We start from the raw sequence: 14,751 nt of genomic DNA, 5'->3' as shown, positions 1-14,751 counted from the left end.
CCTGATAAAGGGGACAATGGCCCCTTTGTTGGATCCCTTTTGTTGGCTTTGTTGCCGACACACTGGAAATCACCAACTACGATGCTCAAGCTAATTCGAAATGGGTGGACGTGTTCGTTCGTGGTGTTGGTGTGTGGCCTGAGATATCTGCACCCGCATATCGAGCAGGTGAAGGTGTGTCCTCGTGTCGGCGGCTTTGGGGAGGGCTTTCACGATTTGCACATCTAACGTTACCAGTTCACCGCGCAGGAGTGCGCGCGAGTCGTCCACCACTTCCGACGAGCTCATCCGCTCGCACAAGAGCTCCAGATAGGTGCGCTGCAGGTTGCGGCGATAAGGATCGATATGCACTCGTGGCTCCGCCAGCTCTTTCCAGACACCTCGACGAACATCGTTGAGGAAATCAGTGAGTTGATAGGCTTGGCCGCCGTCCATCGCCTCCTGTTCCATCATTCGATTCAACCTCGATGCGTCAAGGAGCATTCGCAGCACATCGCGTTGATGGGAGCGGATGCGCGCTAGAGCGTCGTCCGGCCCGATTCGACGAAGGATCTGAGGACGAATCGCGAATCCGGGAACCATGAACGCATGTTCGTTCAGAAACGCCACCGCTTCGGCCTGCCGCTCGCGCGCCACCGGTGTGAATCGAACGCCCTCCTGCCCGATATGCTTCTGCTGAGAATGGAACCCGCCGACGATATTCACCACATGTCCCATTTCGACCTTCCACTGCCCCATCATCGCGTCGTACAACCCTTTTAGTTCGTCGTAGGATTCTCCTACGCGTCCTTCCACCGCTGGGAGCAAGTATCCGGCCACGCGCTCAAGGTTCTTCAAGCCCAGCCTGGTACTTTCGACGGCGTCGGCGTCGCCGACCGCTTCGCTTTGCTCCTCCACCTCTCCAAAGGAGCTGACGTTAGAGAATCTGTACCACGGCACCTGGTCCTGTTCGCGCGCCCAGGTATCGAGGGTCGCTCTCTCGTCATCCGGTGTCAGAAAATCGGGAATCTCAGCATAGCCCCACCTCACTGCCCATCTGTCGTACGGACCTACTCTGGGAATCAGATCCTCCACCGCGATGCCATCCTCAGGTTGGGCGACATAGTTCATCCGCGAATAGTCCATCACGCTAGCGACGTGGCCCATGGCGGCCACCCACTTTGGGTCTCGCACCTTGGCGGCCGGATATAACGCGCTCGCTTTCATGTTGTGCTCCAGGCCCAACGAGTGGCCGACCTCGTGCGCCACGATGTAACGGAGCAGGCTGCCTACCACCTCATCCGACAACGGCAACTTGCGCGCACTCGGATCAAGAGGAGCCGCCTGCACGAAGTACATGTTCTGTAGCCAACCCAGGACGTGCTGGTGTATCTGGATATCGGCTGAGATGGTTTCGCCCGTGCGCGGGTCGTTGACGTGCAAGCCGAGTATGTCTCCGCCCAAGGTCGGTGCCCAACGGATCATTGAGTATCGTGCGTCGTTCGCACTCCAATCGGGGTTCTCCTCAGCGGTAGGCGCCTCCTCTGCAAAAATGGCGTTGGTAAAGCCGGCGGCCTCCAAGGCCTGCCGCCATTCTTCCACGCCCTGCTTCACGTATGGTACCCATTTTCTGGGCGTCGCTCGATCGATCCAGTACACGATCGGCTTCACCGGATCGGACAACGCGCTACCGGGATTCTTCTTATCCAGACGAAAGCGCGTTATGAATTTACGTCTGGTAATCCGGTAATCTTCGCTGCCGTAATCGATCGTGCCGACGGAATCGAAGCCCACCCGATCGTCGAACAAGCGCGGCTTCATGGGCGTTTCCGGCAGTTTCACCATGCTGTGATGCATCAGCACGCTTCCGCTGATCGGCGGCATCCGCGGAGGCGCAGCCGACGCCGCTACAGACGGGTCCGGCGGGACCGAATAGGTGTTGACCGCCTCAACCTCGACATTTTCCGGGAAAGACTTGACGCTTTCCACGAACGAACGCTCCGGGTCCATGTCTTGGGCCCGCCCCACCTTCGAGCGCACGCTGAACTCTGGCACCTCGGTAACAAATAGTCTTGTCACGTTCGCGACAGGCGCATTCTTTTTTCCGATCGCTTCGATACTGAAGGACATGATGATCGGCGAGAAATTGGCCGTCTCGACGGCATCGGCGACGGGCAGCGTTGGGTCAGCGGTTATGCCATGGATTGTCTCGCGCAACAGCAGGCGGTTCCCGTGGCGCTCCCAGCGGACGACCCTCGTGCCTGATAGGCGGCCGCCATAGCCATCATCGACACCCAGGGGGACCTTCGCGATTCTGCTAACCCATAGGAAATCACGACCCAGCTCCCGCTCTGGAATCTCGTAGAAGATCTGGTCCGCTACCCGATGTACGGTGAAAACCCCATCATCAGACTGGGCCTCCGCAACGATCTTGTCGTACGCCTGAGCATCAATCACCTTATCTGCGCCAGGCGAACTTGAAGTTTCACCGGCATGAAGAATTGTAAGAGCCGCAATGCACCAGCGCACGGCCATCGAGCGGAAACTCATCGGTCTTCCTCAAGAAAATTTGGCCCGCTACGGCGGGGTCAATTCGTGACCCGAAGCTGGCCGGTCGAGCATGGCGATGGTTGTTTGATGATCGGCGCGCTAGAAGCTTTTCTTGAAGCTCAAGTAGTAGCTCGCCAATCTCGGGTCGCCATAAGTGCTGTAGGACTGCAGATCTCTGGGCGGCTGCTTGTTGAAGACATTCCGAATGCCGAAGGTGATCTCGCTGCCCTTGAACAATTTTTCTCCCAACGAGGCGGAACCGGCGCCTCCGAACCGGTAAGTGGCGAACGCGTCGTGGTATACCTGGCTGGGTACATGCCAGGTGCCTTGCGTGACGATATTGTTGGCGATCGTGGTTGCCGAGGAGGTCGGCCCGTAGATCTTGTACGAATCGAAATATCGGCTGTTCCACCCCACTGTCCATCCGCGGCGATTCCATACCAGGCCGGCATTGGCCTTATATTCAAGCACTCCGCCGCGGAATCCCACGTTGTCAACGATGGGCTGTCCCGCTTTCGTTTGAGTTTGCAAGTGCGGCTGCCAAGTGACCAGCGCGGCGAAATCGAACGTCCCCGCTCGGTCCGTCTCAAAACGATAGTCGAGCTGCATGTCATATGCCCCGACTTCTGCCAGCGCGATGTTGAGCAACGTCTGATCGATGAACGCGATCGGCCCTGCCCATCCTTCAGGATCGCCCGGCAGTTTCGGACCGCGCACGATCCGCCCCGGAAAGAACTGCTCGTCGTTGACAAGGCCTTGGATGTCCTGGGGATGATTCGCGATGTTTCCCTCTTTCTGGATGCGGATGTAGTCCAGTGAAAGGCGCAAAGCAGGCAGAAAGCGCGGAGTTAGGATGAGGCCCATCGATCGAGTCTTCGACTCTTCGGGCTGCAAATGCGGATTGCCGCCGTACAGGACGGCATTCGGAATATCCACGTTGATCGGCAGATTGCCGCGACGCGGGTCAAGCAAAGTGGATGGGATGGTCCCGCGAAACGCTTCCGGCACCAGCTGAGTCACATTGGGCGGGAGAAAGCCTGTGCCGTAGCTTGCGCGAAATGCTACGTCTTCGATCGGCTGCCAGCGAAAACCCACCGTCGGATTGATCGAATGCAGCTTGCTATCGACCGACGCTGGTTGTTCTATGCCCGGGAAGTTTATGCGGTAGTTGGGCGCCCCATGGACGGTGTAGTCGTCACGCCGAATCGACAACTGGAGCTCCAGTTCTTCGGTGAACTTGAGACGGTTCTTTGCCGAAACCAACGGCACCCTCACCTCGCCGTACATGCTGATCACCGACTGGGACTTGCCTGGATACTCAATTCCGAAGTCGTCGGCCAAGTCCTTGCTGGTGCCGCCGTCGAACGACTCGTCCCTGTGCTCCAGTCTGACACTGAGGGTGGGTCTGCCCGCCGGCAGGGACCCTATGGGGCCGCCTAGCAGAAGCGTAACGTCCTTGGTGGTGGTTTCAAACGGCCCTTCATACATGGTCGTCATATACGGCGACAGGTCGATCGGATAGAGATTGGTATCCCGAATGGGATTGAAGGCAGGGTCGTTCTCCAGCGCAGGAAAAATAAGGTCCTGTGCGGAAGAGCGAATAGCGCCATTTATCGTCTGCGTGTTGCGCGTCCGACTGAAGATGTAATCCATTTCGGCGCGCCAATCCTTCGGCAGCTCCGCGATCAAGCCGGCAACCAGCCGGCGATCGGTGGTTTCCACGCGCCACTGGGAATCCTGCATGGGCAAGGGCACGCTGATCTGGATCGGCTGTTGAAACGGGTTATTGGGAGCATCGGCCGCCAGCGAGTAGGCGCTGCTGACGAAGCTCGAAGTAAAGTGCCCTATGTTGTTGGAGGCCATGCCCTCCAAAAAGGCTCGTACCCTCGGACCGAACTCCCGATGGACGGTGAGGTTGAGCGATTCAAGAGTTGGATTATTGAGCAAGGCCGTTCTCCCGCCTCCGGTTTGCGAGGAGTTGGCCAAGTCGAAGTTGTAGCTGCCCGCATTAGCCACCAAAGCGCCGGTGCCCGCTCCCATTCCCGGGTATCCATTGGGAACATGGGTAATAGGCGAATTCAGCGACGTTCCGTCGTCAAGGACGAGAGGCGTTGCGTTGCATTCTGCATAGCCCGGAAAATACACGGTGGCGCTGCAGATGTTGGTCGTAGCGCCCAGAGGAGGCGCCGTCGGCGGCAGCCACAGATCCGGCCTGTTGGCGAACGCTTCATCGCGGTATCGCCGGACGAAACGCCTGTCCTCCAAAAGGAGCGGCTCGGCGTCCGACAACGTGCCGGCGATCAAGACCTTGGTCTTGCCGCCATCCAGATTGAATCCCGCGCGGAGATCTAGCTTCCGCTTTGCATCGCTCGCGCTGAACGAGCTGTCGTAGCCCACCCGCAGTTCAAAGCCTTGGTAATCGCGTCGCAGAATGACGTTTACCACGCCTCCTGTCGCGTCACCGCCATAGATGCCGCCAGCCGTCGCCGGCAGAATCTCGATTCTCTCCACCGCATCCAAGGGTATGCCATTCAGATCCTGCTGCAGCAGCGTCCCCCCAAGATCCGAGTTCGATGTCCGGCGACCATCGATCAGTATCAGCGTCTGGTTGGCGCCCAATCCCCGCAGGTTGACGCGGCTTCGATTGCCGAAATCTACGCCTTGGCTGAACGAGCCCTGCTGTGTGTTCATCGTCAGCCGTTGCTTGAGGAAATCGTCGATATTAGCCGCCCCGGACTGCTCGATACGCTCCCTGTCGAACACCACATAAGGCAACACGTCGTCGCGCGTTCGCGGGATATCTGCGTTCAGTGAAAACCCGCGCTCGCCCCTGACCAGCACCTCTGGCAAGGTCGTCACTTCGTCTGGATTCTGCTGTTTCTGGCTGGAGTTGGCAGACTTCGCCGCGGGAGCCCGCTTTGGCGATGGATCCGAAGCCCTTTTCAGTACAACAGTGGTTGCGTTGATCGATTCCCACGTCAGCCCAGACCCTTCGAGCAACCTTCGCAGCGCCTCAATGGATGCGAAATGCCCCGACAATCCAAGCGTGGTTTTTCCCGCGACCAGCTCCGGCGCGTAGACGATGGACAAGTCACCTTGCGAGGCCAAGGTGTCGAGCGCTTCCCGCAGGCTACTTGCGGGAATTGAATATCGCTTGCCCTGCGCAGCCGATTGCTGCGCCAGAGCGGGCGACGTTGTTACGATCGCGCCCACTCCTACCAGTACGATTACCAACGCTATCGCGATCGCTTTATGCCGCGATTCGCTGATCCTGCAGATCGCTGCTTGGTTGGCACGCTTCCTTTTGCGCAGAACGCTTACATTCACGTGTCTTCCTCCAGAACCAATGGATGAAACGCATCGACGATCACGAGATATCAATGCGATTCTCGCCGCCGGGTCATTTACCTATAACGGGAACCTGGAGGTAAAGCCTACCTCGCGCTGGATTTTCGCCGGAGTCCGCTCACTTTTTATGGGCGGCTGAAGGGATACACGTAGTCTGGCGGGCACTAGCGCTCTAGCTGTGGCCGGTGGCACAGCGGAAGATGCGGTGTTGTAAATGTTCGGGAAGTGGCTATTTTCGGGTCAAAACGACTTCGTTCGCAGAGGTGCGCTTCGCCCGGATCGACCAGCCTTGCTGCAGCACCAGCGTCAGGGTCTCCGGATCGTCCGTACGAAAAATGCCGCTAATGGGGATGGTGCGTAGCGAGGGATCCCCAATGCGAAGCTGTGTGTCCGTGTAGCGGTTCATCTCGACAAGAAGATCTTCCAGCATCCAGTTATCGACGAACAATTTGCCTTCAGTCCAACCTCGCGCGGCTTTCAAATCCGCCGCCTGCACGACACCGATCACGCCGGCGCGATTGATGGTCAGTCGCTGTCCGGCGATAAGCGCAGCCGTACGGGAATCTCCGCCATGCTGCAGCTCGGCATCGACCCTCAGCTTTCCTTCGAGCAGCGTCACGGCCGATCTGGCAGCGTCGACGCGTACCTGGAATCGGGTGCCGATGGCGGTAACGGTGCCGCCTTGTACATGCACGACAAACGGTCTGTTGGGATTGCCCCGTACTTGGAACTGCGCCTGCCCCTTCTGCAGATCTACGCGTCGCTCACCGTCGCTATAGCGCTCCACCAGCACGGTGGCGGTATCGAGCACCACAGATGACCCATCTTCCAGCATGAGGTTGCGCTGTTCGCCAGCGACCGTGGCGTAGCGGGTGCCGACCGGCGGGCCAGCGTCCGGAATCCAGCGGGGCACGATCACAACAGCGATCACAGCCATTGCGGCCATGGCTGCCGTCGGCAGAAACCAGCGTCGAAATGCGCCGTGCTCCGACTCGGCATGCCGCCGCGCCCGCATTGCCGCCGCCATGACGGCGGGGTCCTTGACGGCTTGTTCGCTTAGGTTCCAGAGACGCGCTACTTGATCATAAGCAGCGGCATGCCCTGGATCCGCGGCGCGCCAGCTTTCGAAAGCGGCACGCTCCTCGGCCGGGCAATCGGGTTCCAGCAACCGTACGAACCAGCTTTCAGCCTCGCCATTAGAGCCATTGCCGGCCTCGGTACCCACATTCCTGTTCATGCTCATCTAGAACGCGCCCGAGACTTCACCGCCTACCCCACGCCGCAATTGAACGAGCGCCGTGGCAAGGTGTTTTTCGACCATCTTCACAGAAATTCCACAGCGCTCAGCGATCTGCGCCCGACTGAGATCATGCACCCGCTTGAGCAGGTAGACCCTCTGACACTTGGGCGGTAGTTGCAGGATGGCCCGGGTGAGCTGGGCGATCTCTTGATCGCGCACCGCCTGCTGCTCCGGCGTGGGTGCCTCGGCGGCGACCTCTTGGTTCTCCAGCGATACGTGCTTGTCTGCCCGGTGCGTTACCACTACGCGCGACTGGTCGTGGGCGACGTTGGTCGCGATGCGGTACAGCAGCGGTTTCCATGCCGAGGCCGGCTCGGACTCCTTGTAGCGCAGCAGCCGGGTCAGGCTTTCCTGCGCCGCATCTTCGGCATCCTGCTCTGTAGCCGTGCGTCGGCGCAGGAATTGCACCAGGCCGCGATACTCGTCGCGCAGGAAGCCGTCGAAGCCTCCGGCTTCGACGTGCGGCTGATCGTCCTGCAACGTCACGCTGAGCACGTTGTCGTGGCCATTCGCCATATCGGGCTTTGCACCTGAGGTCTACTCACGAATAGTCAACCCAATTTTCAGCGTCCGCAAGCGGCCCCAGCTGGAAGACGCTGCTTGGCCTCAACTCCGCCCGGCGAGGCATGCGAATCCGGAACCAGCACATTTTTACCTAGACGTGGCTACTGTAGAAAAGCCTACCTCGGTCAGAGAAGTTGACATGCGCGAGCCGTTCGCGGGGGCCGATTAGCTAGAGGCGACCTTCAGGCCCCCTCTTCTTGGCGATGGGCACGGGTATCCGGACGATCCAATTGCCACTAGGCCACCGAAACTCGAAGACCACGATGATCTACACCCACGTCGAGCAGGCGATCCGCAAGACGGTCAGCCCATTGGACCGGTTGGACGTTCGGTGAGCGCCCGCTGCGTCGATCGGGTGTCCATTGAATCCTGGTAACTCCAGAGGCAGTTAATCAGGTTATTGAAATGGTGTCAGAGGCATTCAATCGAGACCGGAGTCGAGCCAAGGACCCAGGCGCACAGCTTCACCGTGCCGGTGACCATCAGCATCGGTCTAGCACCGGTACGGCCCACTGAGTCGCTGGCCTCTGCCGCGCATCGGCCGACGAAGCCCTGTTGCAGGCCAAGCAGAGCGGCAGGAACCGTATCGTCTGCGCGCCCGGCGACAGCCAGGCGGACTAGAAAGGCGAGCCGCCGTTACCGCGGACCGATCGAATCGACCTGCCGGGATCGCCGATCGCGCGGTTCCAGCCCCGAACAAAGAGGCCAGAGTGCGCAGGCTGGGTTAGCTTCACCAACCCAGCGTCTCATTCGGATTGATTGGGTCCGATATCAACCGGCGTCGCCCAGTCCAGCGCGTAGATCCCCGCTCTCCCAAGGACAAGCTGCGGAAAAACCGGGATTTGATCAGGCGCCAGCGCATCGGGAATAAGTACGCATGCCAGTATCCTTGCCGGGTAGAAGATCGGATCAAAGTGTCCGGTGCAGGCGGGGTTGGCTCCATCAACCCAGCATCACGGACCAGGTCAAAAGTGCTGGGTTGGTGAAGCCAATCCAAGCCTACAGCCCTTCGATCAATGCAGACGCACATTGCGCGATGGACTTGCATCGGACGTGGACAACGCTGGCGCGGACGGACAGGCGCGTCCGGTGCCGTATACGGCCCGCTCTTCGCCCACGCCGGTGGGCCGACGCGGCATGCGCCCGGGCCGCTGCGCTTCTACCTGGTCGAGGATGTCGCGCACGGCCTTCGCACCGTCATGGATCGCCTGCGCAAGCGGGGGCACGGTGTGGTCGGCCAGTTCGGCGGCAGGATCGGCGGCCGTGACATCGCCATGGGCCGAGATCATTGCGACCAGCCGGTCGAGCAGGTCGACCTGCTCCCCGGTGACGCTTAAAGCAAAGCGTTCGACGGCCGTGTCGGAATTCTCCGGCCAGGCCGCAGTTGTAACGTCACGGTCGGATGCGTCTGCCGCTTCCCGCCGCGCCGGCCACGACACTTCCTGCAGCACGAGGTCCGCTTGCTCCGCCAGCAACTCCAGGCAGATCGCAAGGTGGCCCGCGGGCACCTCCGGTGCGCGTTCCTGCTCTTCCTTCCACGTGCGGGGTTGCGCCAGCCCCGACAGGAACTGCATGTGGTCGCGCAGCTTCTTCAGCCGGGACTGGCTGTCCTCCGGCAGGAAATAGCCCCGGGTATGCAGATCGTTGAATGCAGAGTTCGACATGATGGCCTCCTCGTTCCATGAAGTACCCCCCCACCGGAAGACGGCGGACGGGAAGTCGGGAGGCTAGAAACCGCAGAGAGCCGGCGGGCGTATTCCCCTTGCGGGTGTTGTATTAGCCGCCCTCCCGACGCAGGCATCGCGTCGGCTTGCGCCCGAGGATTGGGCACAAAAAACCCACCGTTTTGTCGGAGGTGGGTACCGCTCTCTGAGGAGTTTCTAGGCTCCTTGAGCCCGAGTCTGCTATGGATCGGCGGCGAGGTCAAGACGTATATTTTTTCAGTTCGGAGACGCGAAGTACGACGCTGATCTCCGTTCGATGGAAACAGGGTCAGAGTATCTTTCCCACTTAGAAAACGTACTCTGACCCCGTTTTCCGCTGCCTCGCTTTCAGTAGATATGACTGACCTGTTGGCCAAACTCGTGCGGTCGGCAACGGACATTGAATCCGTGATTTTCGGTTTACGTCTGCCCATCCCTTGATCCGATCCCGCAGGCAGAGTTGGTGTCATCGATTCCGCGGCACCTGGCATCAGGGCAAAGGTGCTGGATTGACTGTGCAAACGCGGCAGCTAAATCGAAATGGAGAAGGCGGACCCACACCCACTTTCCGCGCCTCGCCTACACAGCATCAAATCGACCTAAACGCATCAACCACAATTTCCTTAGCTCTTTCACTTAGCCTCTCAGCCGAAACCAGTTCGACTTCAAGCTCTGTTTTTGCCAGGTTGAAATCACGCGTTATCTCGCTGAGTGAAAAGTATCTCGTCTTATCTCCTTTCACTGGTTTTTTTTTGGCACTCTTTGTAGGGGCCCTATTCACCATAAACACCTCTAAGGTAATTGTTGTAGAACAGGTGATTTATATCCTGCGGAAAGTAATGCTTTCGTTTTACCCAAACCAAGCCGTCACCTTTTGAAATAACGCATACGTCAATTGGACCGCCCACCGTTTCAAGTGCTCCAGTCACACGCCTCTTGAAAGCTGTCAAATTGACCAAAGCCTCAGCCATCGCCGCCAGCTCGTCCTTGGGCAGCGCGGTAACCATATTAAGTATGGGCATTACGTGCTCGTGAAATCGGTACTTATACGCTGTTTCTGAGAAATCACTCCTTACCTTTTCACATGCCCGATGGAGCGATTCACCTAGTGCGGCATCGTTTGAGCCAATTGCATTCAGAATTGAAGCAGGGAAAGAATCAAAGACAGACTTCAATCCAGCTTCCATGAATCTCTTAACAGCCGGATTTATACCCTCCATGAAAGTTGCCACCATATCTTCCTGCGCGTACGCAACAATCGACGCAGAGTTTTCGCCAGCGTTAATAACTTGAGTCCTGGACTCATCAATCTTGAAGCGCGCAAATCCAGATACGGCGCCGTCAAACTCTAGCGTTCTAACAGAAGGGAAGATCTCCTTCTCCCCGTATCCAGCAATAACAATACCGGATGAAGGTCCCGGAAAAAAAGCGCGGCGGAAAGCTTCGATTGCAGCATTGGCTAGATCATTCTCAATCCTAGGAAAGATATCTCCAAATAGCTTTGGTCCGTACTCCTTAGTTAACTCCTTACAAAGGACGCGCATTCTCGCCAGAACTTCTTTAGGTGGCTTCAGGTTCGGCCAAGACTTCGCAGCAACCAACTGATCAGCAGCAGTTTCTATGAATATCTCCGTGACCCTTTCTGCTGTTAGGCCGGCGCCCTTACTCGATTCAATTTCTTGCTCACACTTTCCCGTAGCTGTCTTATACGCTCCCATGAGGAATCCATTTACTCTCTCTGCGAGCCAAAGACGCTCTGTCGCAGAGTCAAACAACAGCTTATTGCTTGAGATGTATCGAATGAAATCATCCGCATAGTCGTTGAGCCGCGAGAAGGTTCTCGACTTTATGTTGCGCCGATACTCCTTAATTACGATTTCCCAGGGAACTCGAGAGAGCGTTGCATTTCCATACACCATGATCGCCACGGGCGCGACCTTAGATAGGGCAAAAAGCTTTATCGCAGAGTTATAGATTTTCTGTGAGCCGACTGTAACGGCACTGTCCGCTGCAAGTGCAACACCAGAGCAGTTAAGAATTGCCACTTCGGCAGTCATGTGTACCCCCAAGGTTCGCCGACCATTTACAGCAATTTGAAAATTGACGCAACCTATTGGTGCCCGGGCTCCATCAGCTCGGTGATAAACAGAAATGGGGTCAGGTCCATTTCCTACCCACCGGCGAGCCTTATGCCGATGGTGGCTGCGCCGGTCAAGCAGGACGCTATGGCCTCAGCCCCATGGAGGCCACGGATGGCCCGATTGCCTCGACTCGATCTGCCCGGCATTGCCCAACATATCATCCAACGTGGCAACGACCGCCAGGCTTGCTTTGCCGACGACGCGGACAATCTGCACTACCGTCAGGAGCTGGGCGAGGCCGCGCTGAAGCACGGATGTGCCCTGCACGCCTACGTGCTGATGACCAACCACGCGCACCTGCTGCTTACTCCACGACCAGAAAGGGGACGGAGGAAATAAACAGCTTAATTGCCTCCGTCCCCTTTAGCTCAGGTGAAACCCTTCCCATTAGTTAAGAGCCTGACAAGATCGCTACGAAATCCGCGTCCGATCGGCAACCGTCCAGGTGAACGGAAAGTTCGCAGTACTTCTTGATCTCTTTCGGTGAAAGCCGCATCGCGGCTCTAATGCTGCTAATAGCATCAGGACGTTTATCGGCCAGAAAACTCATAATGCAGTCGTTAAAAGCAATGACAGCTGCGGCATGCCCGGAGCGCTTCTTGTGCTTCGCAGCTTTCATAAACGCTTGCGCTTTGTCATGTTCCTTCTTCAGGGCCTTACATAACGCCAAATTGGACAATGTATAAGCATCATATCGTCCTGATTTTACGGACTCGCTGAGAATTTCGTCCGCCTCATTTATCAGGCCGTTGTGCAGCAATAAGAAAGCTGCATTATTCTTGTCAGATACAAGAACTTCCGTCATTCCTGACTTCTTGGCTCTCCAGTAAAATATTGGAATTAAAAGGGAAAATAAGAACGCGGAAAGGGGAACAATGAATGAAGACGCCTTGTTGATTTCAGATCGCTTCTCTGCTCTTTCGTCCAAAGCTATTTCGCTAACAGCTAGGCTCTCATCACTTCGGATAGAAACACTTGGCGTCGATGGTGCCGAAAGTAAAAGATCTACTGTAATAACTTCTCCCGGCAGCAACTTGGGGTACTTCAATGTTGCTTTCTCCGGAGTTACATTGCGGGACTCTTCCGTTCCGGACGCTATGTCCGTGGACAGGTCCTTTATGACGTTGGTCTTAAACTCGATGCTCGCGGCAACGTTGTTTGCTGCGCGTCCGCCGCGATTTGATATCGATATGGAAGTAAAAGCAACGCGTTCCTTATCACCGGCAAAGTCACCGCTACTCCGAGTGGAGTAGGTCAAAAGCTCGCGCGATTTAAGTTCTGGCTCTTTTGTGGCGTAGTAGACGCAAACGCCTCCTATCACTGTGACGACCAGTGTTGAAAAAGCACCAATTAAGACGTCTTTTGCTTTCACTCGTCTTACACCCCTACAAGACAATCCCCAGCGAAGTATGCCCTGATTCCAAGGTTAGGGGATCTAAAGATCTGCGGAACACCCCGGCGGGGATCATCGGCGTGCAAGGCTCGAATGTGAAAAATTTACAGTTGGGGGGAAAATGGGATCAGGGGTAGCCCAGAGGAGATAAACAGCTTAATTGCCTCCGTCTCCTTTAGTTAACTATTCTGAAGCGCGGGCCGCAGGGCCTGCGCCAGTGCGTCGGGGCGAACCGGGGTATGGGCCACATCTGGATCGGGATAATGATGGAGTTGGTTGCGAGTCGTACAAAGGAAGATGAGAGGGAATCGAAAAGGTACTCTGACCCCTATTTCGTGCGGACCTATCGACTCACCCCAATTAAGATTTAAGCTTGGCTTGGGAAGGGAGAAATAATGATGCTTGCAGCCAACATTGCCGATACGATTGGATCGGCTGCTATTAATCTCGTGGGGACGGTGATCGGTACTGTCATAGCTACGATGCTCGCGGTACGGATTACACGAAACGGCGGAAAGTTCGCACCTGTCGATAAAGCTATAAGCGTAGCCAAGAGATACTGGCAGGGATTATTCGGCCTATTGGTGATTGCCTTCTCCGCGATGGTGCTTTGGGCTTTCCTAAATGGAGCCGGCCCAATCACGCGAGTTCACCTGATCACAATACCGCTCACGCTTTTCAACCTGATTGCTTACTCGTTCGCGCTTATGCTGGGTGTTGGACAAGTATGGCGGCGCAAGAGAATGGAGAGAGGTACTCCGGGTGGTGGTGGAAGCGCTGTACGAGAATGAAAAGTCACTATGCTCGACCCATTCTATGTTTCCGATTACCAATAAAGTATTGACGTCAGCTCGATCTAAAGTGACAAAGGCGGAGTGAAAAGTGCCCAACAATATTAATGCTGCATCTCGTGTTTGGATACTACTTAACAACACGCGCGGATATCAGGCTGACAAGGGCGCTTTCTCGTCTTGGTGCAAACTGTTCTCTGTCAACGGACCCGATCAGAATTACAACTATATATCTGTCGCAAACAAGCTTGGTCTTGTTTATGAAGAATTGCAGAGCATTCGCGAACATCTAAAAGAATCAAACTTCAACGAAGAAATATTTACGCCGACATTCCGAAAACTTGAATCCGCGATATCGCCTCAGATTCTCCATGCGAAGTGGGTGAATGTTAGCCAATACCTCACTGAGGATGTTTTTACCTCTCTAGGCTATTGCAGCCAAATTTTGCCCAATGAAGAAACAGAAATATCTGAAGGGGACTTCGCTGGCATATCCGAATTAATCAATGAGCTGGAACAGTTGCTCGCAACCGATACAATTCCAAAGTCGTTGACTAAACTAATTGAGCGACATATAGCGGTCATTAGAGAGGCAATGGCTAATTACACGATTTTAGGCGCATCTGCACTTAAACAGGCCGTAAGCAATGCTCTTGGCGAGATAGTGGTTGAAAGCGACGCGCTCGAAGAGAACAAAGATTCTCCGGTAGTAAAGAAATACGGCAGTCTTTGGAAGAAGGTGAGCTTCGTAGCGGATGGTGCTCTCAAAGCTGAAAAACTGGTGCTGCTAGGGACGCGAGTAGCCAAAGCGCTAGAACAGATCTTATGAGCGTCGTCGGCTAAAGCGAGCGCAGCAACCAATCCGGTGTGACGTCCCCGCCGTCGCCGTGGGAAGATCGGGGACGGAGGCAGTTAAGCGGGCTATTCCTACAAAAAGGTTGAGCAATCACTGATCGCCGCCGCTGGGCCGTGCATGCACAGT

11 protein-coding genes are annotated in these 14,751 nt (G+C 56.4%); 4 read left to right on the top strand and 7 right to left on the bottom strand.

Annotated elements, in window-relative coordinates; genetic code table 11:
* Positions 1–90 precede the first annotated feature (90 nt).
* The 6 genes from CSC74_RS08175 to CSC74_RS08150 form a co-directional block, all read right to left on the bottom strand.
* Positions 91–2,529, bottom strand: coding sequence for a zinc-dependent metalloprotease (locus CSC74_RS08175; RefSeq protein ID WP_162313954.1), 2,439 nt, complete (start codon positions 2,527–2,529; stop codon positions 91–93).
* Positions 2,530–2,628: 99 nt separating this feature from the next.
* Positions 2,629–5,856, bottom strand: a complete 3,228-nt coding sequence (locus CSC74_RS08170) for a TonB-dependent receptor (RefSeq protein WP_162313953.1) — start codon at positions 5,854–5,856, stop codon at positions 2,629–2,631.
* Between the two features lie 250 nt (positions 5,857–6,106).
* A complete protein-coding gene (locus tag CSC74_RS08165) occupies positions 6,107–7,120 on the bottom strand; it encodes a FecR family protein (protein ID WP_162313952.1) in 1,014 nt (337 codons plus the stop codon).
* Positions 7,121–7,693, bottom strand: coding sequence for an RNA polymerase sigma factor (locus CSC74_RS08160; protein WP_162313951.1), 573 nt, complete (start codon positions 7,691–7,693; stop codon positions 7,121–7,123).
* A gap of 1,061 nt (positions 7,694–8,754) precedes the next feature.
* A complete protein-coding gene (locus tag CSC74_RS08155; RefSeq protein WP_162313950.1) occupies positions 8,755–9,405 on the bottom strand; it encodes an XAC0095 family protein in 651 nt (216 codons plus the stop codon).
* Between the two features lie 812 nt (positions 9,406–10,217).
* Positions 10,218–11,501: a hypothetical protein gene (locus tag CSC74_RS08150; RefSeq protein ID WP_162313949.1), complete on the bottom strand. Its 1,284-nt coding sequence runs from the start codon at positions 11,499–11,501 to the stop codon at positions 10,218–10,220.
* 195 nt (positions 11,502–11,696) lie between these two features.
* Between CSC74_RS08150 and CSC74_RS08145 the strand changes: the two genes are divergently transcribed.
* Positions 11,697–11,924, top strand: a complete 228-nt coding sequence (locus tag CSC74_RS08145; protein WP_211369588.1) for a transposase — start codon at positions 11,697–11,699, stop codon at positions 11,922–11,924.
* A gap of 52 nt (positions 11,925–11,976) precedes the next feature.
* Here CSC74_RS08145 and CSC74_RS08140 read toward each other — a convergent pair whose 3' ends face one another.
* Positions 11,977–12,957 (bottom strand): tetratricopeptide repeat protein, encoded by a 981-nt coding sequence (locus CSC74_RS08140; protein ID WP_162313948.1) that lies wholly within the window; start codon positions 12,955–12,957, stop codon positions 11,977–11,979.
* Between the two features lie 181 nt (positions 12,958–13,138).
* On the opposite strand from CSC74_RS08140, the gene CSC74_RS17700 reads away from it, so the two are divergent.
* From CSC74_RS17700 to CSC74_RS08125, 3 genes are all read left to right on the top strand, one after another.
* Positions 13,139–13,279 carry an excalibur calcium-binding domain-containing protein gene (locus CSC74_RS17700; RefSeq protein ID WP_211369587.1) on the top strand — a complete coding sequence of 47 codons (141 nt, stop codon included), beginning with the start codon at positions 13,139–13,141 and terminating at the stop codon, positions 13,277–13,279.
* A 94-nt stretch (positions 13,280–13,373) separates the two neighbouring features.
* Entirely contained in the window at positions 13,374–13,769 is a 396-nt protein-coding gene (locus CSC74_RS08130; RefSeq protein ID WP_162313947.1) for a hypothetical protein, read from the top strand.
* A 91-nt stretch (positions 13,770–13,860) separates the two neighbouring features.
* Positions 13,861–14,598: a hypothetical protein gene (locus CSC74_RS08125; protein ID WP_162313946.1), complete on the top strand. Its 738-nt coding sequence runs from the start codon at positions 13,861–13,863 to the stop codon at positions 14,596–14,598.
* Positions 14,599–14,751: the final 153 nt, after the last annotated feature.

This window comes from Pseudoxanthomonas yeongjuensis (assembly GCF_010093345.1).
GTDB classification, from domain to species: domain Bacteria; phylum Pseudomonadota; class Gammaproteobacteria; order Xanthomonadales; family Xanthomonadaceae; genus Pseudoxanthomonas_A; species Pseudoxanthomonas_A yeongjuensis.
This window is presented reverse-complemented; position numbering and strand designations above follow the sequence as displayed.